Raw genomic sequence first — 23,391 nt, forward strand, 5'->3', positions numbered from 1 at the left:
GATGTCCGTCCGCCGCCTCGCACCGAAGGAATTGCAGCCCGCGAGCTTCACGTTCACGGATGAGAATCTCGCCTGGGCCAAGGCCCAGATCGCAAAGTATCCGCCGGGTCGTCAGGCCTCCGCCGTGATCGCGATCCTGTGGCGCGCGCAGGAGCAGCATGAGGGATGGGTTTCGGAAGCCGCGATCCGCGTGGTCGCCGACCTGCTCGACATGCCCTACATCCGCGTGCTGGAAGTGGCGACCTTCTACACCATGTTCCAGTTGCAGCCGGTCGGCAAGAAGGCCCATGTGCAGGTGTGCGGCACCACGCCGTGCCGGCTGCGCGGCGCCGGCGACCTGATCGAGGTGTGCCAGAGCCGCATCCATCACGAGCCCTTCCATCTGTCGAAGGACGGCAATTTCAGTTGGGAAGAGGTCGAGTGCCTCGGCGCCTGCGTGAATGCACCGATGGTGCAGATCTGGAAGGACACCTACGAGGACCTGACCAAGGAAAGCTTTGGCAAGGTGCTGGACGGCTTTGCCTCGGGCAATCCGCCGAAGCCCGGACCGCAGATCGACCGTCAGTTCTCCGCGCCTGTGGGCGGGCCGACGACGCTGAAGGAATCCACATGAGGCGTGACGCTACATTGTCCGTAAACCGGCCGGAGAGGGGCCGCATGATGGAGAAGTCACGCTGTGCCGGGGCTCGCCTGCGCGCAGTCCAATCGCTGATCTGAGGAAGCTTCAAGTCATGCTCGACGACAAGGATCGCATCTTCAAGAACCTTTATGGCCTCCACGATTGGGGGCTGGAAGGTGCGCGCCGCCGCGGCGCATGGGACGGCACCAAGGCGATTATCGACAAGGGCCGCGACTGGATCATCAACGAAATGAAGGCGTCGGGCCTGCGCGGTCGCGGTGGGGCGGGTTTCCCGACCGGGCTGAAATGGTCGTTCATGCCGAAGGAATCGACCGACGGCCGGCCGAGCTACCTCGTCGTCAATGCCGACGAGTCCGAGCCCGGCACCTGCAAGGACCGCGAGATCATGCGGCACGATCCGCATCTTCTGGTCGAGGGCTGCCTGCTGGCGAGCTTCGCGATGGGCGCGCATGCCTGTTACATCTATGTGCGCGGGGAATTCATCCGGGAGCGCGAGCATCTGCAGGCCGCGATCGACCAGGCCTATGACGCGAAGCTGGTCGGCAAGGACAACATCAACGGCTGGCCGTTTGATATCTACGTCGCGCATGGCGCCGGCGCCTATATCTGCGGCGAAGAGACGGCGCTGCTGGAAAGCCTGGAGGGCAAGAAGGGCCAGCCGCGGCTAAAGCCGCCATTCCCGGCCAATGTCGGTCTCTATGGCTGCCCGACCACCGTCAACAATGTCGAGTCCATCGCCGTTGCGCCCGATATCCTCAGGCGCGGGGCGGCGTGGTTCGCGGCGATCGGCCGGCCCAACAATGTCGGCACAAAGCTGTTCTGCGTCTCCGGTCATGTCGAGCGACCCTGCAACGTCGAAGAGGCGATGGGGATTCCGTTCCGCGAACTGATCGAGCGCCATTGCGGCGGCATTCGCGGCGGCTGGGACAATCTGAAAGCCGTGATCCCCGGCGGCTCGTCGGTGCGCATGGTGCCGGCCGAACAGATCATCGACACGCCGATGGATTTCGACAGCCTTAGCAAGCTGCGTTCCGGCCTCGGTACCGCCGCTGTGATCGTTATGGACAAGTCGACCGACCTGATCCGGGCGATCGCGCGGATCTCCTATTTCTACAAGCACGAGAGCTGCGGCCAGTGCACGCCGTGCCGCGAAGGCACCGGGTGGATGTGGCGGGTGCTGACGCGGATGGCCGAGGGCCGGGCACACAAGCGCGAGATCGACATGCTGCTGGAGGTGACCAAGCAGGTCGAAGGCCACACCATCTGCGCGCTCGGCGACGCCGCCGCCTGGCCGATCCAGGGCCTGATCGCGCATTTCCGTCACGAGATCGAAGAACGCATCGACCAGTATTCGCACAGGGCCGACCGGCACGACGTCGGCGTGCGCGATCCCGCGCATATGGTCGCGGCGGAGTAGGGCAGATGGCGCAACCGAGCTTCTGGTGGCAGAGATACGGAACGCTGGCGCAGATGGCGCAGGCGGCCGTGGCGCTGCTCGGCTTTGTTGCGATCCTGTTCCAGATCAACGAGATCCGCACCGGCAACCGCGCTTCCAGCGCTCGGCAGGCGTTTCTGGGCTACACTGATCTGGCGTTCAAGAATCCGAAGTTCGCGCAGCCGGACTACGAGAAGATCAAGGCGGCCGGCGGCGATGAGCAGGTTCAGTACGAGAGCTTCGTCACGTATTTCCTCTACGCCTGCGAGGAAGCGATCGGCGCGTTCGCCGGAAAGCGCGAGTGGCTGGCGTCCTGCGATTACGATCTGAAGCCGCATCTGCCGTTCCTGTGCGAAAAGAACGCGGCGCAGCCGGCCTATCTCGCTACCTATGGCGCCGAGACTCAGCGATGGATCACGGCGGCGATGAAGACCGCCAGCGTTACACCGCCAGACTGCAAGCTGGGAAAGACTTGAGACAGCAATGACCAAACTGATCATCGACGGCAAAGAGATCGATGTGCCCGCAGAGTACACGCTGCTGCAGGCGTGCGAGGCCGCGGGCGCCGAAATCCCGCGCTTCTGCTACCACGAGCGGCTGTCGATCGCCGGCAATTGCCGGATGTGCCTCGTCGAGATCAAGGGCGGCCCGAAGCCGGTCGCAAGCTGCGCCTGGGGCGTGCGCGATTGCCGGCCGGGCCCCAAGGGCGAGCCGCCGGAAATTTCCACGCGTTCGCCGATGGTCAGGAAGGCACGCGAAGGCGTGATGGAGTTTTTGCTGATCAACCACCCGCTGGATTGCCCGATCTGCGACCAGGGCGGCGAGTGCGATCTGCAGGACCAGGCGATGGGCTATGGCGTCGACACCTCTCGCTTTGCCGAGAACAAGCGCGCGGTCGAGGACAAATATCTGGGCGCGCTGGTCAAGACCTCGATGAACCGCTGCATCCAGTGCACGCGCTGCGTCCGTTTCTCTGCCGAAGTCTGCGGCACGCCGGAAATGGGCGCCACCGGGCGCGGCGAGGACATGGAGATCACGACCTATCTGGAGCAGGCGCTGACTTCCGAGCTGCAGGGCAACCTCGTCGATATCTGTCCCGTGGGCGCGCTGACCTCGAAGCCGTATGCTTTTGCCGCGCGTCCGTGGGAGCTCGGCAAGACGCAGTCGGTGGACGTCATGGATGGCGTCGGTTCCGCAATCCGTGTCGATACCCGTGGCCGCGAGGTGATGCGGATCCTGCCACGCATCAACGAGGCGGTGAACGAGGAATGGATTTCCGACAAGACCCGTCACGTCGTCGACGGCCTGCGTACGCAGCGGCTCGATCGGCCCTACGTCCGCGAGAACGGCAAGCTTCGCGCCGCGTCGTGGCAGGAGGCCTTCGCGGCGGTCGCTGCCAAGGTCAGGATGAGCGACGGCAAGCGGATGGGAGCCATCGCCGGTGACCTCGCCGCGGTCGAGGAGATGTTCGCGTTCAAGGATCTATTGGGCCGATACGGCTCCAGCAATCTGGCGGTGCAGGGCGGTGACGCCTTCGACCCCAAGGCAGGACGGGCAACCTACATCTTCAATCCGACGATTGTGGGCATCGAGCAGGCCGATGCGCTCCTGATCATCGGCTCCAACCCGCGCAAGGAAGCAGCCGTCCTCAACGCGCGGATCCGCAAGCGCTGGCGCACGGGTCAGCTCAAGGTGGCTCTCGTCGGCGCCAAGGCCGATCTGACCTACGACTACGACTATCTCGGCGCGGGCACGGATACGCTTGGCGAACTCGCCAGCGGCAAGCATTCCTTCGTCGAGGTGCTGAAGGCTGCCAAGAACCCGATCGTGCTGGTCGGCGCCGGTTCGCTGGCGCGCCATGACGGGGCGGCGGTGCTTTCGCTGGCGGCCAAGGTCGCGGCAGGCACGGGCGCGCTCAAGGACGGCTGGAACGGCTTTGCCGTTTTGCAGGATACCGCCTCGCGCGCGGGCGCGCTCGATGTCGGCTTTGCGGCAGGCGCAGGTGGCCTCAATTTGGCGCAGATGACGACATTCGGCACGCTCGACGTGCTGTTCCTGTTGGGGGCGGATGAGGTGAAGGTGCCGGACGGCACGTTCGTGGTCTATATCGGCACCCATGGCGACCGCGGCGCACACCGCGCCGATGTCATCCTGCCGGGCGCGGCCTACACCGAAAAGTCCGGCCTCTACGTCAACACCGAGGGCAGGGCACAGATCGCCAGCCGTGCGGCGTTTCCGCCCGGAGAGGCGCGCGAGGACTGGGCGATCGTCCGGGCGTTGTCGGATGTGCTCGGCAAGAAGCTGCCCTATGACTCGCTGCAGGCGCTGCGCCAGGCGCTGTTCAAGGCCTTCCCGCATCTGATGCGGATCGACCAGATCGAGCCCGGCAACGCCAGTGACGTCAAGGCGCTTGCAGGCAAGAAGGGCGGCAAGCTCGACAAGACCTCGTTCAAGAGTTCGGTCGAGGACTTCTATTTGACCAACCCCATCGCGCGGGCCTCGGCGGTGATGGCGGAATGTTCCCGGCTGGCGTCCGGGAAAATGCTGACGGCAGCGGAGTGAGCGTGATCTGATGGCTGAATTCTTCGCAAGCTCGTTCTGGACCGGCTTCCTCTGGCCGCTGATCATTATGGTCGCGCAGAGCCTGCTGCTGCTCGTCGTGCTGCTGATTGCGATCGCCTACATCCTGCTCGCCGACCGCAAGATCTGGGCGGCGGTGCAAATCCGCCGCGGCCCCAACGTGGTGGGTCCCTGGGGCTTGCTCCAATCCTTCGCGGACCTTTTGAAGTTCGTGCTGAAGGAGCCGATCATCCCGTCCGGCTCCAACAAGGGTGTGTTCCTGCTGGCGCCGCTGGTGTCTTGCGTGCTGGCGCTGGCCGCCTGGGCCGTCATTCCGATGGATGCCGGCTGGGTGATCGCCAATATCAACGTCGGCGTTCTCTACATCTTCGCGATCTCGTCGCTGTCGATCTACGGCATCATCATGGCCGGCTGGTCGTCGAACTCGAAATACCCGTTCCTGGCGGCGCTTCGCTCCGCGGCGCAGATGGTCTCCTATGAAGTCTCGATCGGCTTCGTCATCATCACGGTTTTGTTGTGCGCCGGCTCGCTCAACCTTTCGGCGGTGGTGGAAGCGCAGAATGCCCGCGGTTTCGCCAGTCTGATCGGGCTGCCGCAGCTCACCATCCTGAACTGGTATGTGTGGCCGCTGTTCCCGATGTTCGTGGTGTTCTACGTCTCGGCGCTGGCCGAGACCAACCGTCCGCCGTTCGATCTGGTGGAAGCGGAATCCGAACTGGTGGCCGGCTTCATGGTCGAATACGGCTCGACGCCGTATCTCTTGTTCATGCTCGGCGAATACGTCGCGATCACCACGATGTGCGCGCTGGCGACGATCATGTTCCTCGGCGGCTGGCTGCCGCCGGTGGCGCTGCCGCCGTTCACCTGGATCCCGGGTGTGGTCTGGTTCGCGCTGAAACTGTTCTTCATGTTCTTCCTGTTCGCGATGGCGAAGGCGATCGTGCCGCGCTACCGCTACGATCAACTGATGCGGCTCGGCTGGAAGGTGTTTTTGCCGCTGTCGCTGGCGATGGTGGTGATTGTGGCCGGGGTGCTGCAGTTCGCCGGCATTGCGCCGAAGTGAGGCCATCATGAGTGTCAACGTCAACGCAACGGCCCGCGCGCTTCTGTTGAGCGAATTCGTATCGGCGTTCTTTCTCGCCATGCGCTATTTCTTCAAGCCGAAGCCGACGATCAACTATCCGTTCGAGAAGAACCCGATCTCGCCGCGCTTCCGCGGCGAACATGCGCTGCGCCGCTACCCGAACGGCGAAGAGCGCTGCATCGCCTGCAAGCTGTGCGAGGCGATCTGCCCGGCGCAGGCGATCACGATCGAGGCCGGGCCGCGCCGCAATGACGGCACCCGCCGCACCGTGCGTTACGACATCGACATGGTGAAATGCATCTATTGCGGCCTGTGCCAGGAAGCCTGTCCGGTCGATGCCATCGTCGAGGGACCGAATTTCGAATTCGCGACCGAGACCCGCGAGGAACTCTATTATGACAAGGCGAAACTGCTCGCCAACGGCGACCGCTGGGAGCGCGAGATTGCGAAAGCCATCGAACTCGACGCGCCGTACCGGTGAGGTGAGGATATGATCCTTCCCGCACTGTTCTTCTATCTCTTCGCCGGCGTCTGCGTGGCCTCGGCCGTGATGGTGATTGTCTCGCGCAATCCCGTGCACTCGGTGCTGTATCTGATCCTGGCCTTCGTCAATGCGTCCGGCCTGTTTGTGCTGATGGGCGCCGAATTTCTAGGCATGATGCTGATCGTGGTCTATGTCGGCGCGGTCGCGGTGCTGTTCCTGTTCGTGATCATGATGCTCGATGTCGACTTCACCGAGCTGCGCGAGGGCTTCATCGAATATCTGCCGATCGGTCTGGTGATCGGCGGCATCTTCCTCGCCGAGCTGCTACTGGTTGCCGGCGGCTGGGTCATGAATCCCGACACGGCGAAATCGATCACGGCGGCGATTCCGGCCAATCTCAGCAACACCGAGGCGCTCGGGCTGGTGCTGTATACGAAGTACATCCATTACTTCCAGATCGCCGGCATGGTGCTTCTGGTCGCGATGATCGGCGCCATCGTGCTGACGCTGCGCCACAAGGCGAAGGTCAAGCGGCAGGACATCAACGTGCAGAACGCGCGTACGCCGGAGCTCGCGATGGCCGTGCGTAAGGTGGCGTCGGGGCAGGGGCTGCAGGATACGGACGCGGCGGAGTGGGTGAAATGACGATCGGTCTGGGCCACTATCTCGCGGTCGCCGCCACCCTGTTCACGATCGGGATCCTCGGCATCTTCCTGAACCGCAAGAACATCATCGTCATTTTGATGTCGATCGAGCTGATCCTGCTGGCCGTCAACATCAACCTTGTGGCGTTCTCGACCTTCCTCGGCGACATCGTCGGCCAGGTGTTCGCGCTGTTAGTGCTGACGGTCGCGGCGGCTGAGGCCGCGATCGGTCTCGCGGTGCTCGTGGTCTATTTCCGCAACCGCGGTTCGATCGCGGTTGAAGACGTCAATCTGATGAAGGGCTAAAGCAGCTATGGTTCAGGCAATCGTCTTTCTGCCGCTGCTGGGTGCCATTCTGGCTGGCCTGATCGCGATCTTCGGGGCGCATGCGCGCAACCCGAGTGGCGATGAGGTCAAGCATCACGACCACGGCCATGGCGATCATGCGCACGCTGCCGAGGCCCATGGCGATGACGATCACGGTCACGACGATCATCACGTTTCCGAGCCGCCGGCTCAGGGTTCGCGGGCGGCCGAGCTGATCACGACGGGACTTCTGTTCGTGTCCGCCGCGCTCTCCTGGGTGACGCTGGTCGATGTCGGCTTCATGCACCATGACGCGCGGATCGCGTTGTTTCCCTGGATCAATTCCGGCGATCTGCAGGTGTCGTGGGCGCTGCGCGTCGACACGTTGACCGCCGTGATGCTGGTGGTGGTCAACACCGTCTCCTCGCTCGTGCACCTCTATTCCATCGGCTACATGGACGAGGATCCGCACCGGCCGCGCTTCTTCGCCTATCTCTCGCTGTTCACCTTCGCGATGCTGATGCTGGTGACCGCGGACAACCTGGTCCAGCTCTTCTTCGGCTGGGAGGGCGTCGGTCTGGCGAGTTACCTCCTGATCGGCTTCTGGTACCAGAAGCCGTCGGCAAATGCGGCGGCGATCAAGGCCTTCGTGGTCAACCGTGTCGGCGACTTCGGCTTTGCGCTCGGCATCTTCGCCGTCTTCATGCTGCTGAATACCACGGATTTCGAGACCATCTTTGCCGGCGCGCAGGGGCTCTCGGGCAAGACCATCGACTTCTTCGGCTGGCACGCCGACGCGCTGACGCTGATCTGCCTGCTGCTGTTCATGGGCGCGATGGGCAAGTCAGCCCAGTTCCTGCTGCACACCTGGCTGCCGGACGCGATGGAAGGTCCGACCCCGGTCTCGGCGCTGATTCACGCCGCGACCATGGTGACGGCGGGCGTATTCATGGTGGCGCGGCTGTCGCCGCTGTTCGAGCTGGCGCCCAACGCGCAGGCCGTCGTGATGTTCTTCGGCGCCACCACCGCGTTCTTCGCCGCAACCGTCGGCCTCGTCCAGAATGACATCAAACGCATCGTCGCCTATTCGACCTGTTCGCAGCTTGGCTACATGTTCGTGGCGATGGGAGCAGGAGCCTATTCGGTCGGTATGTATCACCTGTTCACCCACGCCTTCTTCAAGGCGCTGTTGTTTTTAGGCTCGGGCTCGGTGATCTACGCGATGCACCACGAGCAGGACATCCGCAATATGGGTGGGCTGTGGCGCAAGATCCCCTACACCTATGCAGTGATGGTGATCGGCACGCTGGCACTGACCGGCTTCCCGCTGACTGCGGGCTATTTCTCCAAGGACGCGATCATCGAGTCGGCTTATGTGGCGCACAACCCGTTCGGGTACTACGGCTTCGCGATGACGGTGATCGCGGCCGGCCTGACCTCGTTCTATTCGTGGCGCTTGATCTTCAAGACGTTCCACGGCGAGCCGCACGACCAGCACCATTACGAGGCCGCCCATGAGTCGCCGATGTGGATGCTGGTCCCGATCGGCATCCTCGCCGCCGGATCGATCCTGGCCGGTTTCCCGTTCTACGAACTGTTTGCCGGCCACGGTGTGGGAGAGTTCTTCCGCGAATCTCTGAAGATGCATCCGAACATCATCGACGAGATGCACCACATTCCGAAGACCATCGTCTATCTGCCGACCGTCATGATGGGGATTGGCCTTTATATCGCTTATGTCTTCTACATCCGCCGGCCATATCTGCCGGTCGAGCTCGCCAACCAGCACCAGATGCTCTACCAGTTCCTGCTCAACAAATGGTACTTCGACGAGCTCTATGAAATCATCTTCGTTCGCCCGGCGAAGTGGCTCGGCCGCTTCCTGTGGAAGAAGGGCGACGGTTTCGTCATCGACGGCTTCGGCCCGGATGGTGTCTCGGCGCGCGTGCTCGACGTCACCCGCAATGTGGTGAGGATCCAGACCGGCTATCTCTATCACTATGCCTTTGCGATGCTGATTGGTGTCGCGGGGCTGATCACCTGGTTCATGTTCGGCTTGGGAGGCCAGTAATGACAACCTGGCCGATTCTTTCCGTCGTCACCTTCCTGCCGGTGCTGGGCGCACTGGTAGTCTATCTCAGCCGTGGCGACGACGAAGCCGCGCAGCGCAATGCGCGCTGGATCGCGCTGTGGACCACGCTGGTGACCTTCGCGGTGTCGCTGATTCTGGTGTGGCGCTTCGATGCCGCAAGTGCGGAATTCCAGTTCGTCGAAAAAGCGAACTGGCTCGCCAGCGGCATCAGCTATCACATGGGGGTCGATGGCATCTCGCTGCCGTTCGTGATTCTGACCACGGCGCTGATGCCGCTCTGCATCATCGCGAGCTGGAAATCCGTTACCAATCGCGTGCGCGAATACATGATGGCGTTCCTGTTCCTGGAAACGCTGATGGTCGGCACCTTTTCGGCGCTCGACCTCGTGCTGTTCTATCTGTTCTTCGAAGGCGGCCTGATCCCGATGTTCCTGATCATCGGCGTCTGGGGCGGTCCGCGCCGGGTCTACGCGTCGTTCAAGTTCTTCCTCTACACGCTGCTCGGCTCGGTGCTGATGCTGCTCGCGATCATGGCGCTGTACTGGAATGCCGGCACCACCGACATCCCGACCCTGATGCAAACCGCCGTGCCGCGCAGCTTGCAGACGTGGGCGTGGCTGGCATTCTTTGCCTCGTTTGCGGTGAAGATGCCGATGTGGCCGGTGCACACCTGGTTGCCCGACGCGCACGTCGAGGCGCCGACGGCAGGCTCGGTGATCCTGGCCGCGATCCTGTTGAAGATGGGCGGCTACGGCTTCCTGCGCTTCTCGCTGCCGATGTTCCCCCTGGCGTCGCATGATTTTGCGCCGCTGATCTTCTCACTGTCGGTGATCGCCATCGTTTACACCTCGCTGGTGGCGTTGATGCAGGAAGACATCAAGAAGCTGATCGCCTATTCGTCGGTGGCCCATATGGGCTTCGTCACCATGGGCATCTTCGCCGCGACCACGCAAGGCGTGGCCGGCGGCGTGTTCCAGATGGTGTCGCACGGCATCGTCTCCGGCGCGCTGTTCCTGTGCGTTGGCATCGTCTACGACCGTATGCATACCCGCGAGATCGTGGCCTATGGAGGCCTCGTCAACCGGATGCCGCTCTACGCACTGGTGTTCATGGTGTTCACCATGGCCAATGTCGGGCTGCCCGGCACGAGCGGCTTCGTCGGCGAATTCATGACGCTGATCGGCACCTTCAAGGTCTCGATCCCGACCGCAACCTTTGCCACCCTCGGCGTCATCCTGTCGGCGGGCTATGCGCTGTGGCTCTATCGCAAGGTCGTATTCGGCGCGCTGACCAAGCCGTCGCTCGCCAGCATCAAGGACCTGACGCCCCGCGAAAGCCTGACGCTGTTCCCGCTGGTGGCGCTGACCATCCTGTTCGGCGTCTATCCGAAGCCGGTGCTCGACATGTCGGCGGCCTCGGTTCAGCAACTCGTCAATAACTACAACGCCGCCGTGACTGCCGTGAAGGCAGCCGCGCTGGTCGCGCAATAACGTAGCGTTTTCAAGCGAAGTGGAAGCCGGTTCGCATGAAGAAGACGCGCCAAGGATAAGAACGTCATGAGCTTTTCGAGTGCAGGTTATCAGTTGCTGCCGGTATTGCCGGAGCTGGTGCTCGCCGTCGGCGCCATGGCGCTGTTGATGCTCGGCGCGTACCGCGGCGGCGAGGGGACCACGAAGATCGTCACGAGCCTCGCGGTCGTGCTGCTGGTCGTCACCGGCGTGCTGGAGCTGATGCTGCCGGCCGGTAAGCTCACGACGTTCGGCGGCAGCTTCATTGTCGACGACTTTGCCCGCTTCCTGAAGATCCTTGCGATCATCGGCTCGGCGGTGACGCTGATCCTGTCGACGGAGTTTTTATCCGATCCGTCGCGGCGCATTTTCGAGTATTCGATCCTGGTGCTGCTCTCCACGCTCGGCATGATGGTGCTGATCTCGGCCGCCGACCTGATCATGCTCTATCTTGGGCTCGAGCTGATGTCGCTCGCGCTCTACGTGGTCGCGGCAAGCAACCGAGATAACGCCAAGTCCACCGAGGCCGGGCTGAAGTATTTCGTGCTCGGCGCGCTGTCCTCGGGCATGCTGCTCTACGGCGCTTCGCTGATCTACGGTTTCACCGGCACAGTCGATTTTGCGGGTATTGCGGCGGCGGTGAAGACCGGCAGCGTCGGCATCGTGTTCGGCCTCGTGTTCCTGCTGGCCGGGCTCTGCTTCAAGGTATCCGCCGTGCCGTTCCACATGTGGACGCCTGACGTCTATGAGGGCGCGCCGACGCCGGTCACGGCGTTCTTTGCCTCGGCGCCGAAGGTCGCAGCCCTTGCGGTGTTCACTCGCGTGACGTTGACCGCTTTCCCGGGCATCGTGCCGCAATGGCAGCAGATCCTCGTGTTCGTCGCGATTGCCTCGATGGCGCTGGGTTCGTTCGCCGCGATCGGGCAGAAGAACATCAAGCGCTTGATGGCCTATTCGTCGATCGGCCATATGGGGTTTGCGCTGGTCGGGCTTGCCTCGGGCACAGTGGAGGGCGCGCAGGGCGTGCTGGTCTACATCGCGATCTATGTCGCGATGACGCTGGGCTCCTTCGCCGTCATCCTGACCATGAAGCGCAACGGGCAGGCGGTCGAGCAGATCAGCGATTTCGCAGGGCTGTCGCGCACCAACCCGATGCTGGCCTTCTTCTTCGCCATGCTGCTGTTCTCGTTGGCCGGCATTCCGCCGCTCGCGGGCTTCTTCGCCAAATGGTACGTCTTCGTGGCCGCGATCAAGGCGGGCCTGTTTACGCTCGCCGTCATCGGCGTTCTGACCAGCGTGGTGGGCGCGTTCTACTATCTCACCATCATCAAGCTGATGTATTTCGACGAACCGGCCGGCCAGGTCGAACCGATGCGCATCGAACTGCGTACGGTGCTGGCGGTTGCCGGTATCTTCAACATCTTCTTCTTCGTCTATCCGGGGCCGCTGGTCAGCGTCGCCACGGCCGCGGCGAAGTCGCTGTTTTAGCCGCATGATCCCGGAGAGGATCATGCGCAGAAATTGGAAATGACCTTCTCGCTCGGTCTCAAAGCCACATCGGCGGGCTACCGCCTCGCCGCCTACGACCAGGTCGGGTCGACCAATGTCGAGGCGATGGCGCGGGCGCGTGACGGTGACCGCGGATCGATATGGTTCGTCACTTCGGAGCAGACGGCGGGACGGGGGCGGCGTCAGCGGGCCTGGATTGCGCCGCGCGGCAATCTCGCCAGTAGCGTGCTCGAGGTCCTTGAAGTTGCGCCTGCGACGGCTGCGACCTTGGGGTTCGCCGCGGGATTGGCCACCGCGGCCGCGCTGCAAAAGGTCAGTGTTGAAGCTGCGTTGCGCGCGGGATCGCAGGGCCTCAAATACGATCTCAAATGGCCAAATGATGTTCTCGTCGGAGGCAAGAAGCTGGTCGGGATATCGCTGGATGCCGAAGCCGTGGGTAATCATCTGGCCGTTGTCGTCGGCATTGGCACTAACGTTGTGGGCGCGCCGGAGGGAACGCCTACGCCGGCGATTTCGCTTGCCGCACTCGGCGTACAGATTGGCGCCGAGGAGCTGTTTTCGTCACTGTCGGACAGTTGGGTCGAATTTCTTGGTATCTGGGACAACGGCCGCGGCTTTGGTGAAATCCGAAGGCGCTGGCTCGATTGTGCGGCAGGGCTTGGGCAGGCGGTTGCGATAAAGTCCGCGGGCTCGACGATCGAAGGTACGTTCGACACCATCGATGAGCGGGGCTGCATGATCGTCCGCACCTCAGCCGGCCAATTGGTGCCGATCACGGCGGGCGACGTCTATTTCGGCGCGGCAGCGTCGGTGGGAGCTGCCTGATGGCGCGGCCGGATGAACTGACCTTTGCGCCGCTTGGCGGTGTCGGCGAGATCGGCATGAACCTATCGATCTACGGGCTCGGCAACCGCCACCAGCGGTCCTGGCTCGCGGTCGATCTCGGCGTCTCCTTCGGCGACGAGGAGCATCTGCCGGGCATCGACCTGATCATGCCCGATATCCGTTTCCTGGAGAAAGAGCGCAACAACCTGATGGGCCTGGTGCTGACGCACGCCCATGAGGACCATTTCGGCGCAATCATCGACCTCTGGCCGAAGCTGCAATGCAAGGTCTATGCGACCAAATTCAGCGCTGCGCTGTTCGAGGCCAAATGCGCCGCCGAGCGTAACCCGCCGAAAATCCCGATGACGGTGGTGCCGTCGGGCGGCCGCATCGAGCTTGGGCCGTTCACCGTCGAGTTCATTCCGGTCGCGCATTCGATTCCCGAATCGCATGCGCTGGCGATCCACACTTCCGTCGGTACCGTCCTCCATACCGGCGACTGGAAGATCGATCCGACGCCGATCATCGGTCTGCCGACCGACGAGCGCCGCCTGCGCGAGCTTGGCGATGAGGGCGTGCTGGCGCTGGTCGGCGATTCCACCAATGCGGTGCGGGACGGACGCTCGCCCTCGGAAACCGAGGTCGCGGCCACCATCAAGAAGCTGGTCGGCGCGGCCAAGGGCCGGGTCGCCGTCACCACCTTTGCTTCCAACGTCGCGCGGATGAAAGCGGTGGCGGACGCTGCCAAGGCCGCCGACCGCGAGGTGGTCGTGGTCGGCCGCGCCATGGAGCGCATGGTGCAGGTCGCCCGCGAGACCGGCTATCTCGATGGCGTGCAGAATTTTCGCGGCGCCGACTATTACGGCCACTTCCCGCCGGACAAGGTGCTGGCGCTCTGCACCGGCAGCCAGGGCGAGCCGCGCGCCGCGCTGGCCCGCATCGCCAACAACGACCACCCGCAGGTGACGCTGAACAAGGGCGACAGCGTGATCTTTTCCTCGCGCACCATTCCCGGCAACGAGAAGGCGGTCGGCTCCATCATCAACGGGCTGATAGTTCAGGGCATCGAGGTCATCACCGACCGGAACGATCTCGTCCACGTCTCCGGCCACCCGCGCCGCGACGAGCTGCGCGACATGATCTCATGGGTGCGCCCGCAGATACTGATCCCCGTCCATGGTGAGGCGCTGCATCTGTCGGAGCACGCCAAGCTTGCCCGCGCGGCGGGCGTGCCGAAGGTAATGACCTGCCGTAATGGCGATCTGATCAAGCTCGGGCCCGGCGAGCCCGGCATCATCGACGAATTGCCGTCGGGGCGGCTCTACAAGGACGGCGCGATCCTGGAGGATTCCAAATCCCGCGCGGTGGTCGAACGGCGCCGGATGGGCTTTGCCGGTTGCGCTTTCGTGGCGATTGCCATGACCGACAAGGGCGAGTTGGTCGACGATCCCGAGGTTGATCTCGTCGGCATCCCCGAGAAGAACGTGGCCGGTGAGATTATCGACGAGATCGTGTTCGACGTGGTGGTTTCCACCGTGGAAGGCCTGCCGCGGGCGCGGCGGCGCGATGCGGACGCGACCGCGGAATCGGTGCGCCGCGCAGTGCGCGCGGTCATCGCCGAGAACTGGGGCAAGAAGCCGATTTGCCTCGTTCATGTTCTGATGGTTTGAGGTAAAAGATTTTGCGGGCGGACACTGGTCCTCGCGGGGAGCGCTAGAGGCAGGGAGTGGAGTAATCATGCTGGGCCGGCTCAATCACGTCGCGATCGCGGTCAAGGATGCGGAAAAGGCCGCCAAAATCTACGGTGGCGCGTTCGGCGCGGAAATCTCCGGCGCGGTGCCGCTGCCGGAGCATGGCGTCATCACCGTGTTCGTGACGCTGCCCAACACCAAGATCGAGTTCATCCAGCCGCTTGGCGAGGCCTCGCCGATCGCCAAATTCGTCGAGCGCAATGCGGACGGCGGCATCCATCACATCTGCTACGAGGTGCCCGACATCGTCGCCGCGCGCGACAGACTGATCAGCGAGGGCGCGCGCGTGCTGGGCGACGGCGAGCCGAAGATCGGCGCGCACGGCAAGCCAGTGCTATTTTTCCACCCGAAGGATTTCTCCGGCGCGCTCGTCGAGATCGAACAGGCTTGAATATCGATGGCTTACAGCATCTCCACCGCGCTTGCGATCTACTTCGTGCTGTGGTGGGTCGTTCTGTTCACGACGCTGCCGTTCGGCGTCCGCAGCCAGCATGAGGACGGCGAGGGCGCGCCCGGCACCGATCCCGGTGCGCCGGTCATGGCGCGGATGGGCTGGAAGCTGATGTGGACCACGATTGTTTCGGGCGTGATCTTCGGCATCGGGATGTGGGCCTATCACCAGGGCTATCTGAATATCGAGCGGCTGTCGAAGCTGATGGGGCTGCCGTTCTGACACTTCGATCTGGCGGGAGAGATGGCGTCGGAAGAGGCCGCAGGGATCATCGACCTGTACCAGCGCAAGGCCCAGGACTGGATCCAGAGCCGCGCGCACACCGGCCTGTTTGAAAAGCCCTGGCTCGACCGTTTCCGGGCACTGCTGCCGCCCGCCGGCCCGATCCTTGATCTCGGCTGCGGCTCCGCCGAACCGATGGCTGCATATCTGATCGGTCTCGGCCATCCCATAACTGGCGTGGATTCTTCTTCGGCCATGATCGCCGCCTGCCGGGAGCGTTTCCCGAAGCAGGAATGGATCGTCGCCGATATGCGCACACTTGCCTTGCGGCGGCAGTTCTCCGGCATCCTTGCGTGGGACAGTTTCTTTCACCTCTGCCACAACGATCAACGCCGGATGTTTCCGGTGTTTCGGGAGCACGCCGCGGCAAGCGCGGCGCTGATGTTCACCAGCGGTCCCGCGCATGGGGAGGCGATCGGGAGTCTTGGAGGCGAGCCGCTGTATCATGCAAGCCTCGACCCCGCCGAATATCGTTCATTGCTCGATCAGAATGGCTTTCGCGTGGTGTCGCGTGTCGTCGAGGACCCCGACTGCGGCGGCCATACCGTCTGGCTTGCGCAGCTCATTTGAGACGCTGGGTAAGCTGTGGGAGGTGAGAGACGCTGGCCGCCGACCGCACCTTGTGGCTATGATCCGTTAAAGAAAGGCCGGCTAAAATTCCTGAAATGGGAGTGAACCGCAACTCCCGCGCCGGCATGGGGGGAGACCGGCATGAGTTCACTTCGATCACTGGCTGATCCGCGACAGGACGAATATCGAATTTTGCATGCAGCCGATCTGCGGGATTACCTCGCAGCACTTACCGAGGTCGCTGCCCGTCTTGGCGGCGCTCCGGCCTCGTGGTCCATCGGCGAGGTCGGTGACGGCAACCTCAATCTCGTCTTTATCGTCAAGGGAACGGCGGGCGGCGTCGCCGTCAAGCAGGCGCTGCCTTATGTGCGCCTCGTCGGCGAGAGCTGGCCGCTGCCGCTGTCGCGGTCGCATTACGAATACCTGGCGCTGACGCATCAGGCGCGGCTGGCGCCCGGTCTCGTGCCTGATGTGCTGCACCACAACGAGGCGCTGGCGCTTGTCATCATGGAGCTGCTCGAGCCGCATATCATCATGCGCAAGGGGCTGGTGGCGGGCACCACTTATCCGCGGTTCGTCGAGGACATCACGACGTTTCTGGCGCGCACGCTGTTTCTTTCGTCTGACCTCGCGGTATCAGCCGCCGAGAAGAAAGAGGGGATCGCCGCGTTCGCCGGCAACCATGCGCTCTGCAAGATCACTGAGGACCTGATCTTCACCGATCCCTACCGTGTCGCCGAGCAGAACCGCTGGACGCAGCCTTGGCTCGATGCGACCGCGGCGGCCTTTCGCGAAGACCTCGACCTCCACGTCGCGATCTCGCGGCTGAAAGTGAAATTCCTGAACGCGCCGGAAGCCCTGATCCACGGCGACCTCCACACCGGATCGATCATGGTGACGGAAAACGAAACGAAGGTGATCGATCCCGAATTCGCGTTCTATGGCCCGATGGGCTTCGATATCGGCGCGGTGATCGCCAATCTGCTGATGGCTTATCTGGCGTCCACCGGCCACGAGCGTTCGCCGAGCGAGCGCCGCGCATTCGAGGCGTGGGTGCTGGAGACGGTACAGGGTATCTGGACTGAGTTCTCCCGCAAGTTCCTGGAGCTGTGGCGAACGCAAGCCGCAGGGGATGCCTATCCGCGAACGCTGTTTTCCGGCGAGGCAGGCGCAGCGCGTCTGGAGGCCGAGCGGCAGGCCTACATGGTGCGGCTGTTCGAGGATACCGTCGGATTCGCGGCGGCAAAAATCATCCGCCGCATTCTGGGGCTTGCGCACAACATCGATTTCGAACTGATCGAAGACCCGAAGCGGCGGGCGATCTCCGAGGCGCGCAGCCTGCGGCTGGCGCGCGCCATGATGGTGGACGTGGCCTCGTTCCCGACCATCGGTGCCGTGACCAAGGCAGCCCGGGAGGTCCGCGATTGGCAGCCGGATTTCGCCAGGTGAGAGCCGTCCCGCCGGCGCACGGAGGGGCAATGTCCGCTTTAGGCGCAGATACCGGGAGTCCGGTATCTGGTTCTTGCCCTCGGGTTGACCTTAGCTTCGATAGTTCCAGAATTAACCGTCAGCGCGGACATCAAGGTTAAATAACAAGCTTACCCAAGCAATTCGGTTGCTCGCCTCAACGGGAGAGCTAACCGTCTAAGCCGCATTTCGAAAGATTTGTACTGTCTGCTCACATTTTCATTTAGGGAGCGCTGCCATGGCACGTTCAACAAAACCGTCGATTTTAGGTACGCTCGATCTTGAACGCGAGATTGAAGAAGAATTTCGCAAGCTGCCGATTCACCAATCCCAACCGACTGATTTCGCGCCGCCTTCCGTACGCGCTCCGGATTTGGGGATGCCGGATTATGTGGAGCATAGCGACGGGGCCACGGAGATCGGCAAGCTGTCAGCGGAAGCTGTCGTCCGCGAATATGAGGCCGCCGCGAAAGACATCGAAGCCCTGGGCGTCGAGCTCATTGAACAGGCCAGGCAATGCGAGGCCATGACTCGCGAGGCGCTCGCGGTGACCGAAGAACTGAAGGAGACTGCAGCGCGCTACCGCGCGGAGGCTAAACGTGTCTTCCTTCAAATCGAGAACTGTTCGCTGGTGACGGCAGAGGTACGCAAGATCTGCGAAGAAATGAAGGATAAGATAGCAGCTCCGGCCATGGTCGAAACTCAAGCCGGGGAGTAAAGCGGGGGCCACCCGGACCTATTCTGCCGTCCGTTCCCGCAATCGCTGCGCATAGACGTTGATCACCAGCGCCGCCAGCAGGATGAGGCCGCGGATCAGTATCTTCAGGAAGCTGTCGATGTTGACGTGGTCAAGCCCGTTGTTGAGCACGCCGAGCACGAACAGGCCGACGATGGTGTTGCCGATGCCGCCGCGACCGCCAAAGAGACTGGTGCCGCCGACCACGACGGCGGCGATCGAATCCAGAAGATAGGTGTCGAACTCGTTCTGCTGCGCGCTGCCGAAATGCGCGACGCCGAGCATGCCGCCGATGCCGGCGCAGACCGCCGAGATCACCATGACGCTGCCGAGGATGAGCTTGACGTTGAGCCCGGAATATTCCGCCGCCTCGCGGTTTCCGCCGACCATGTAGACGTAGCGGCCGAAGCGGGTGTAGGTCAGCACCAGATGGCCGCCGAGCAGCATCAGCGCGGCCACGATCACGATCCAGGGAATCCCGCCGATCGACGTTGAACCAAGCGTCGTGACCAGCGGCGGCACCTTGTAGGCGATCTGCCCGCGCACCAACAGCGCCGAGATGCCGGCGGCGATCTGCATCATCGCCAGCGTCATGATGAAGGAGGGGATGCCGATCACGGTCAGGCCGAAGGCGTTAACGAGGCCGAGCAGGGCGCAAAGCGCCAGCGCCAAGAGGATCGCGGCCCATCCGGGCATCGGCACGTTGGCAATGTTGACGTAGGATTCCTGCAGCGTGAAATAGGCGACCGCAATGCCGGTGACGTTGGCGATCGCGGCGATCGAGAGGTCGATTTCGGCGCACAGGATCACGAAGGTGAGGCCGACGGCGATGATGCCGGTGACCGATATCTGGGTGAGGATGTTGCCAAGATTGTCCAGCGTCGCAAACGAGGGGCTGGCGGCGGCGAAGAAGCCGAACAGGCAGATCAGCGTCAGGAACGGCGCGATATTGCGCATCTGGGAGCGCAGCATCACGGCGAGCCGGTGCGGGCGTTTGCGATCTGGAGCGGGGACTGTCACGCTTTCACCTGAAGTCATGTCGGTCTCCTCACGCCGCTTCGAGCAGGCGGTCCTTGCTGATCCGTTCGTTGGAAAATTCGCGCACCACCGCGCCGCGCTTGAGCACGATGATGCGGTCGGCGAGCGACAGCACCGTCTCCGGCTCGGTGGAGAGCACGATGACGGCGAGCCCCTTGGCGCGCAAATCTCTGACGATGTGAATGACGTCGTCCTTGGCGCCGACATCCATGCCGCGGGTCGGTTCGCACAGCACCAATAGCCGCGGCGGATAGCTCAACCACTTCGCCAGCGCGACCTTCTGCTGATTGCCGCCCGAGAGCATGCCGAGATCGAGATCGACGGCCGCGGGCCGGATCCGCAATTGCTCGACCTGTCGGCTCGCGATCTCGCGTTCGCGCGACGGCTTGAGCAGCAGGGATGAAATGCGGTCGAGGACGCTGATCGAGATGTTCTTGTAGACCGGCTCCTGGTGGAACAGCATGTCGCGCCGGCTCTCGGGCACAAAGGCGATGCCGGCGCGGCGCGCGCCGGCCGTGCTGCGGAAGGCTTTTTGTTTGCCGGCGATCGCCAGCGAGCCCTGGTCGGGTTTGAGCTTGCCGAACAGGATCCGCGCCAGTTCGAGCTGCCCGCATCCCATAAAGCCGTAGATGCCCAGCACTTCGCCGGCGCGAACGTCGAACGAAACGTCGCGCAGGCTGCGGGCGAGCGACAGCCCGCTCGCGTTGAGCACGACCGGCTTCTCGCCGGGCGGCGGCAGCATGATGTCATGCGTGTAGGTCTCCTCCAGCGCCTCGCGGCCATGGCCGATCATGGCCTCGATCAGCGCGGGCTTGTTGGTATCGGCGGCCCTCGTCTCGGCGACCTTCCTGCCGTTGCGGAACACCGTTACGACGTCGGAGACGCGCAGGATGTCCTCGATGAAATGCGAGATGAAGACGATGCTGGTGCCTTCATCCCGCAGCCGCTTCAGGGTCGCGAACAGGCGCTCCACTTCCGGCGGCGACAGCGCCGAGGTCGGCTCGTCGAGGATGATGATGCGGGCCCCCGAGAACAGCACGCGGGCGATCTCGATCAGTTGCTGCAGGCCGATCGGCAGGTCGCCGAGCCGCGACATCGGATCGACGTCGATGCCGAAACGTTTGAGTTGCTCGCCGGCCTCGCGCGCCATGCGCCGCCATTGCACGAAGCCAAAGCGGTTGGTCGGCTGGTTGCCGAGAAAGACGTTCTCGGCCACCGACAGATCGGGCGCCACGCTCAGCTCCTGATGCACCATGGCGATACCCGCCGCATGCGCGTCGCGCACCGAGCGGAAGCGGGTCTCCCGGCCGTCCAGGATAAAGCGGCCGGAAAAATCGGAATGCACGCCGGCGATGATCTTCATCAGCGTGCTTTTGCCCGCGCCGTTCTCGCCGACGAGACCGTGGATCTCGCCGGGAGAAAGCGCAAAATCGACACCACGAAGGGCTTCGACGCCGCCGAAGGCCTTCGTGATCTCTTGCAGTTCGAGAATGGGCCTAACTCCCGCGGGCATGCTGGCTCAGATCAGGAAATGGTCCTGCATCCATTGCATGCCGGCGGCATTGGCCTTTGTCACTACCGGACCGTCGGTGATGACATGCTTTGGAATACCCTGTCCGCTCTTCTCGCCCGCGGTCACCGCGGCCACGCCGGCAATGATGGCGCCGCCGTGGATGCGGCAGGAGGGATTGCGGACTGTCGCGAACATGCGACCTTCGCTCACCGCCTGGATCGCCGGCGGCATGGCGTCGACGCCGCCGATCAGGATGTTGGTGCGGTTCCGCGCTTTCATGATGTTGTAGGCGGCCAGCGCCATGTCGTCATTGTGGAAGAAGGCCGCGTCGATCTGCGGGTACTTTGTCAGATAGGTCTCCCACAGCCGCGCCGTCTTCGAGACGTCCCAATCCGCGGGCTGGGTGTCCAGCACCTCGATGTTCGGGAATTGCTTCACCACCGTGTTAAAGCCCTTGGCGCGGCCCTGCGCGCCGGTATGGCCGAGCGCGCCCTGCGTCATGATGATCTTGCCCTTGCCGCCCATGGCGTTGCACAGCGCCTGGGTCACCGAAGCGCCCATGAACTCATTGTCGGGCGCCAGGAACGAATGAACCTTGATCTGATCGAGCGGCGCGATCAGCGTGTCCATGTCGATCACGGGAATGCCGGCATCGATCATCTTCTGCACGGGCTGGGTCAGCGTGCCGATGCCGAACGCCTGGATGGCGACGAAATCCCATTTTTGCGACGCCATGTTATCGATCGCCGCGCGTTGCTTGACGGCGTCGAGCTGGCCGTCGAACCAGGTAACTTCGACGTTGAACAGCTTGCCCCACCATTCCGCCGCCTGCTTGCCTTGGGCGCACCAGGTCGCCTGCAGGCCCGCATTGGAGAACGCCGCCTTCAACGGTTTCTCTGAACGTGCGGCCGCCGCCAGCGCTGGATTAATACCCAGTCCCCCGAGCAGGGCGGTGGCTGCGCCAGCCGCGCCCGCGGCCTGAAGAAGGTCGCGCCTGGTCGTTGCCGTTTTGTCAGTTCCGGACATCGTTTGCTCCCTCGCTTGTCGTTTGTTATGGCCGTCGGCGTCGATTGCACGCACCGCGGATCGAGGCAGTCTTTCACACTCGGCGCGTTTGCGCCACCGGATGACTTGATCGTCGGTATCAATGAGCGCCGGGAGACTTTGGTCTCGTCATTTCACTGCGCTGCAACGAGGCCCCCGATCTCGCCGAGCAGTTCTTGCCACGCCGCATCGATTTCGCCAGACCAGTCCGGCCCGATGATTTCGCGTACCGTCTGCGCGATGATGCCGAAGAACGCGACGAACAGTTCACGCGGCGTGCCATAGGCGTCGTGCGAGGAAGCTTCCGATGCGATCAGGCGGAAATGGCCGGTGCGTTGGCCGGCAAAATCCAGAATGGCGTCGACCGTGAGGGCCAGCATCGAGCCCTTGACGAGTTCGCTGCCCTCGGTCCGAAACATCGCCCGCGCTTCGGGATGCGCCTCGAACAGGCGGCGATAGACCAGCGGCGTCAGATCTTCGCAGCGCTCGGCGGCCAGTTCAAAACTTCGCTCGATCGGATTTGACGATGCCGTCATTGTCGTTTGCGATCGTAACGAAAAAAAAGAGCAGGGCACCAAGCCCTGCTCAAAAATTGTGTCGACCCTTAATTTCCCCGAAAAGTGAGATTTGCTCTTGATTGTCGAGGCGACGCTGCTTGTGCGCGTCAGGGCTCCTCCCGAGACTTGGACCACCAAGCTTTGCCTGTCGGCAAGCCTGAGCCTGAATTGGTAGACCATCTTTTTCGTCTTGTCACCAATTTCAGCAACGTTTGTTCAAAATTCCAGCACTCTGCGAAATGATTGGGAATTTACGACTGAGGGTTGTGGATTTAACACTAATTCGCCCGAGACTTGGTATCATGGTAGGACGCCGTCCAAATGCTGCAAAACGCATCTCTTTTCGCCAGGTTTACTCCTTGAAGCTGCAACATAGTTCCGGGAACCTGTGCTCGACTTCGGACTCCAGGGGTGATTAAGGTCTGAAGCGGATGGGTTTTGCGATGCGCCGGCGGCTGAAGAATTTCCTGCCAATCGTCCTGATTGCTCTGGTGGTGCAGATTTTTGCACCGATCGGCGCATGCTGGGCGGCGAGCATCGCGGCCTCCGATCCGCTCGCTGGTGCCGTGATCTGCCACGGCAATGGCACGCCCGGTGCCGGGCAGGCTGACCAGGCCAACCACCGCGCCCACGACGGATGCTGTTCGGTTTGCAACGTGCTGCAGACCGGTGCGCCGGTCGACGTGCCGCAGACTGCGGTGATCGACGTCGATCGGGTTGCCGAGCAGGTGACCTGGTTCGACTTTGCTTTCCGGCTGACAAACGCTCGCGCCGGCCGCCACGCGCAGGCGCGTGCGCCTCCCTCCATTTCCTGACTTCACTTGACCTTCGTCAAATGGTGCGGCCGCGGCCGTGCCAGTTCGTTCAGTTGAGCA

General features: G+C 62.9%; 23 protein-coding genes. 19 read left to right on the forward strand and 4 right to left on the reverse strand.

Annotated features, from left to right (window positions below; translation table 11 throughout):
* Nucleotide 1: 1 nt before the first annotated feature.
* The 18 genes from nuoE (at nucleotide 2) to CQ13_RS18650 (ending at nucleotide 18,346) form a co-directional block, all read left to right on the forward strand.
* Nucleotides 2–613 (forward strand): NADH-quinone oxidoreductase subunit NuoE, encoded by a 612-nt coding sequence (gene nuoE / locus CQ13_RS18565; RefSeq protein WP_057844282.1) that lies wholly within the window; start codon nucleotides 2–4, stop codon nucleotides 611–613.
* A 118-nt stretch (nucleotides 614–731) separates the two neighbouring features.
* Nucleotides 732–2,057 (forward strand): NADH-quinone oxidoreductase subunit NuoF, encoded by a 1,326-nt coding sequence (nuoF, locus tag CQ13_RS18570; protein ID WP_057844283.1) that lies wholly within the window; start codon nucleotides 732–734, stop codon nucleotides 2,055–2,057.
* A gap of 5 nt (nucleotides 2,058–2,062) precedes the next feature.
* Nucleotides 2,063–2,551 carry a hypothetical protein gene (locus CQ13_RS18575; protein ID WP_057844284.1) on the forward strand — a complete coding sequence of 163 codons (489 nt, stop codon included), beginning with the start codon at nucleotides 2,063–2,065 and terminating at the stop codon, nucleotides 2,549–2,551.
* Nucleotides 2,552–2,558: 7 nt separating this feature from the next.
* The gene (gene nuoG, locus CQ13_RS18580; protein WP_057844285.1) at nucleotides 2,559–4,637 is read left to right on the forward strand and encodes an NADH-quinone oxidoreductase subunit NuoG; all 2,079 of its coding nucleotides are present in this window, start codon (nucleotides 2,559–2,561) and stop codon (nucleotides 4,635–4,637) included.
* A gap of 10 nt (nucleotides 4,638–4,647) precedes the next feature.
* Nucleotides 4,648–5,718 carry an NADH-quinone oxidoreductase subunit NuoH gene (gene nuoH / locus CQ13_RS18585; protein ID WP_057844286.1) on the forward strand — a complete coding sequence of 357 codons (1,071 nt, stop codon included), beginning with the start codon at nucleotides 4,648–4,650 and terminating at the stop codon, nucleotides 5,716–5,718.
* A 7-nt stretch (nucleotides 5,719–5,725) separates the two neighbouring features.
* Nucleotides 5,726–6,220 (forward strand): NADH-quinone oxidoreductase subunit NuoI, encoded by a 495-nt coding sequence (gene nuoI, locus CQ13_RS18590; RefSeq protein WP_028345787.1) that lies wholly within the window; start codon nucleotides 5,726–5,728, stop codon nucleotides 6,218–6,220.
* A gap of 9 nt (nucleotides 6,221–6,229) precedes the next feature.
* On the forward strand, nucleotides 6,230–6,868 hold the full coding sequence (locus CQ13_RS18595) for an NADH-quinone oxidoreductase subunit J (RefSeq protein ID WP_057844287.1): 639 nt from the start codon (nucleotides 6,230–6,232) through the stop codon (nucleotides 6,866–6,868).
* Nucleotides 6,865–7,173 (forward strand): NADH-quinone oxidoreductase subunit NuoK, encoded by a 309-nt coding sequence (gene nuoK / locus CQ13_RS18600; RefSeq protein ID WP_028345789.1) that lies wholly within the window; start codon nucleotides 6,865–6,867, stop codon nucleotides 7,171–7,173. The genes CQ13_RS18595 and nuoK overlap by 4 nt, the downstream gene beginning before the upstream one ends.
* Before the next feature lie 7 nt (nucleotides 7,174–7,180).
* The gene (gene nuoL / locus CQ13_RS18605; RefSeq protein ID WP_057844288.1) at nucleotides 7,181–9,244 is read left to right on the forward strand and encodes an NADH-quinone oxidoreductase subunit L; all 2,064 of its coding nucleotides are present in this window, start codon (nucleotides 7,181–7,183) and stop codon (nucleotides 9,242–9,244) included.
* Nucleotides 9,244–10,755, forward strand: coding sequence for an NADH-quinone oxidoreductase subunit M (locus CQ13_RS18610; RefSeq protein ID WP_057844289.1), 1,512 nt, complete (start codon nucleotides 9,244–9,246; stop codon nucleotides 10,753–10,755). Before nuoL ends, CQ13_RS18610 begins: the two co-directional genes overlap by 1 nt.
* Before the next feature lie 66 nt (nucleotides 10,756–10,821).
* Nucleotides 10,822–12,261 carry an NADH-quinone oxidoreductase subunit NuoN gene (gene nuoN, locus CQ13_RS18615; RefSeq protein ID WP_057844290.1) on the forward strand — a complete coding sequence of 480 codons (1,440 nt, stop codon included), beginning with the start codon at nucleotides 10,822–10,824 and terminating at the stop codon, nucleotides 12,259–12,261.
* 39 nt (nucleotides 12,262–12,300) lie between these two features.
* A complete protein-coding gene (locus tag CQ13_RS18620; protein WP_057844291.1) occupies nucleotides 12,301–13,107 on the forward strand; it encodes a biotin--[acetyl-CoA-carboxylase] ligase in 807 nt (268 codons plus the stop codon).
* Nucleotides 13,107–14,777, forward strand: a complete 1,671-nt coding sequence (locus CQ13_RS18625) for a ribonuclease J (protein WP_057844292.1) — start codon at nucleotides 13,107–13,109, stop codon at nucleotides 14,775–14,777. The genes CQ13_RS18620 and CQ13_RS18625 overlap by 1 nt, the downstream gene beginning before the upstream one ends.
* 67 nt (nucleotides 14,778–14,844) lie before the next feature.
* Nucleotides 14,845–15,249: a methylmalonyl-CoA epimerase gene (gene mce / locus CQ13_RS18630; RefSeq protein ID WP_057844293.1), complete on the forward strand. Its 405-nt coding sequence runs from the start codon at nucleotides 14,845–14,847 to the stop codon at nucleotides 15,247–15,249.
* A gap of 6 nt (nucleotides 15,250–15,255) precedes the next feature.
* Nucleotides 15,256–15,531 carry a DUF1467 family protein gene (locus CQ13_RS18635; protein WP_057844294.1) on the forward strand — a complete coding sequence of 92 codons (276 nt, stop codon included), beginning with the start codon at nucleotides 15,256–15,258 and terminating at the stop codon, nucleotides 15,529–15,531.
* A 21-nt stretch (nucleotides 15,532–15,552) separates the two neighbouring features.
* The gene (locus CQ13_RS18640; RefSeq protein ID WP_057844295.1) at nucleotides 15,553–16,161 is read left to right on the forward strand and encodes a class I SAM-dependent methyltransferase; all 609 of its coding nucleotides are present in this window, start codon (nucleotides 15,553–15,555) and stop codon (nucleotides 16,159–16,161) included.
* A 141-nt stretch (nucleotides 16,162–16,302) separates the two neighbouring features.
* On the forward strand, nucleotides 16,303–17,610 hold the full coding sequence (gene mtnK, locus CQ13_RS18645; RefSeq protein WP_057844296.1) for an S-methyl-5-thioribose kinase: 1,308 nt from the start codon (nucleotides 16,303–16,305) through the stop codon (nucleotides 17,608–17,610).
* 256 nt (nucleotides 17,611–17,866) lie between these two features.
* Nucleotides 17,867–18,346, forward strand: a complete 480-nt coding sequence (locus CQ13_RS18650; protein ID WP_057844297.1) for a hypothetical protein — start codon at nucleotides 17,867–17,869, stop codon at nucleotides 18,344–18,346.
* Nucleotides 18,347–18,364: 18 nt separating this feature from the next.
* Here the strand turns inward: CQ13_RS18650 and CQ13_RS18655 are convergent, their stop codons facing one another.
* The 4 genes from CQ13_RS18655 to CQ13_RS18670 form a co-directional block, all read right to left on the reverse strand.
* Nucleotides 18,365–19,402 carry an ABC transporter permease gene (locus tag CQ13_RS18655; protein ID WP_057844298.1) on the reverse strand — a complete coding sequence of 346 codons (1,038 nt, stop codon included), beginning with the start codon at nucleotides 19,400–19,402 and terminating at the stop codon, nucleotides 18,365–18,367.
* 10 nt (nucleotides 19,403–19,412) lie between these two features.
* Nucleotides 19,413–20,915, reverse strand: a complete 1,503-nt coding sequence (locus CQ13_RS18660) for a sugar ABC transporter ATP-binding protein (protein ID WP_057844299.1) — start codon at nucleotides 20,913–20,915, stop codon at nucleotides 19,413–19,415.
* Between the two features lie 6 nt (nucleotides 20,916–20,921).
* Nucleotides 20,922–21,941 (reverse strand): sugar ABC transporter substrate-binding protein, encoded by a 1,020-nt coding sequence (locus tag CQ13_RS18665; protein WP_057844300.1) that lies wholly within the window; start codon nucleotides 21,939–21,941, stop codon nucleotides 20,922–20,924.
* 152 nt (nucleotides 21,942–22,093) lie between these two features.
* Nucleotides 22,094–22,495, reverse strand: a complete 402-nt coding sequence (locus CQ13_RS18670; protein ID WP_057844301.1) for a globin — start codon at nucleotides 22,493–22,495, stop codon at nucleotides 22,094–22,096.
* Between the two features lie 452 nt (nucleotides 22,496–22,947).
* Here CQ13_RS18670 and CQ13_RS18675 point away from each other — a divergent pair, with 452 nt between their 5' ends.
* Nucleotides 22,948–23,331, forward strand: coding sequence for a DUF2946 domain-containing protein (locus CQ13_RS18675; RefSeq protein ID WP_063800101.1), 384 nt, complete (start codon nucleotides 22,948–22,950; stop codon nucleotides 23,329–23,331).
* Nucleotides 23,332–23,391 lie beyond the last annotated feature (60 nt).

Origin of the sequence: Bradyrhizobium retamae, assembly GCF_001440415.1 — a bacterium.
GTDB lineage: Bacteria > Pseudomonadota > Alphaproteobacteria > Rhizobiales > Xanthobacteraceae > Bradyrhizobium > Bradyrhizobium retamae.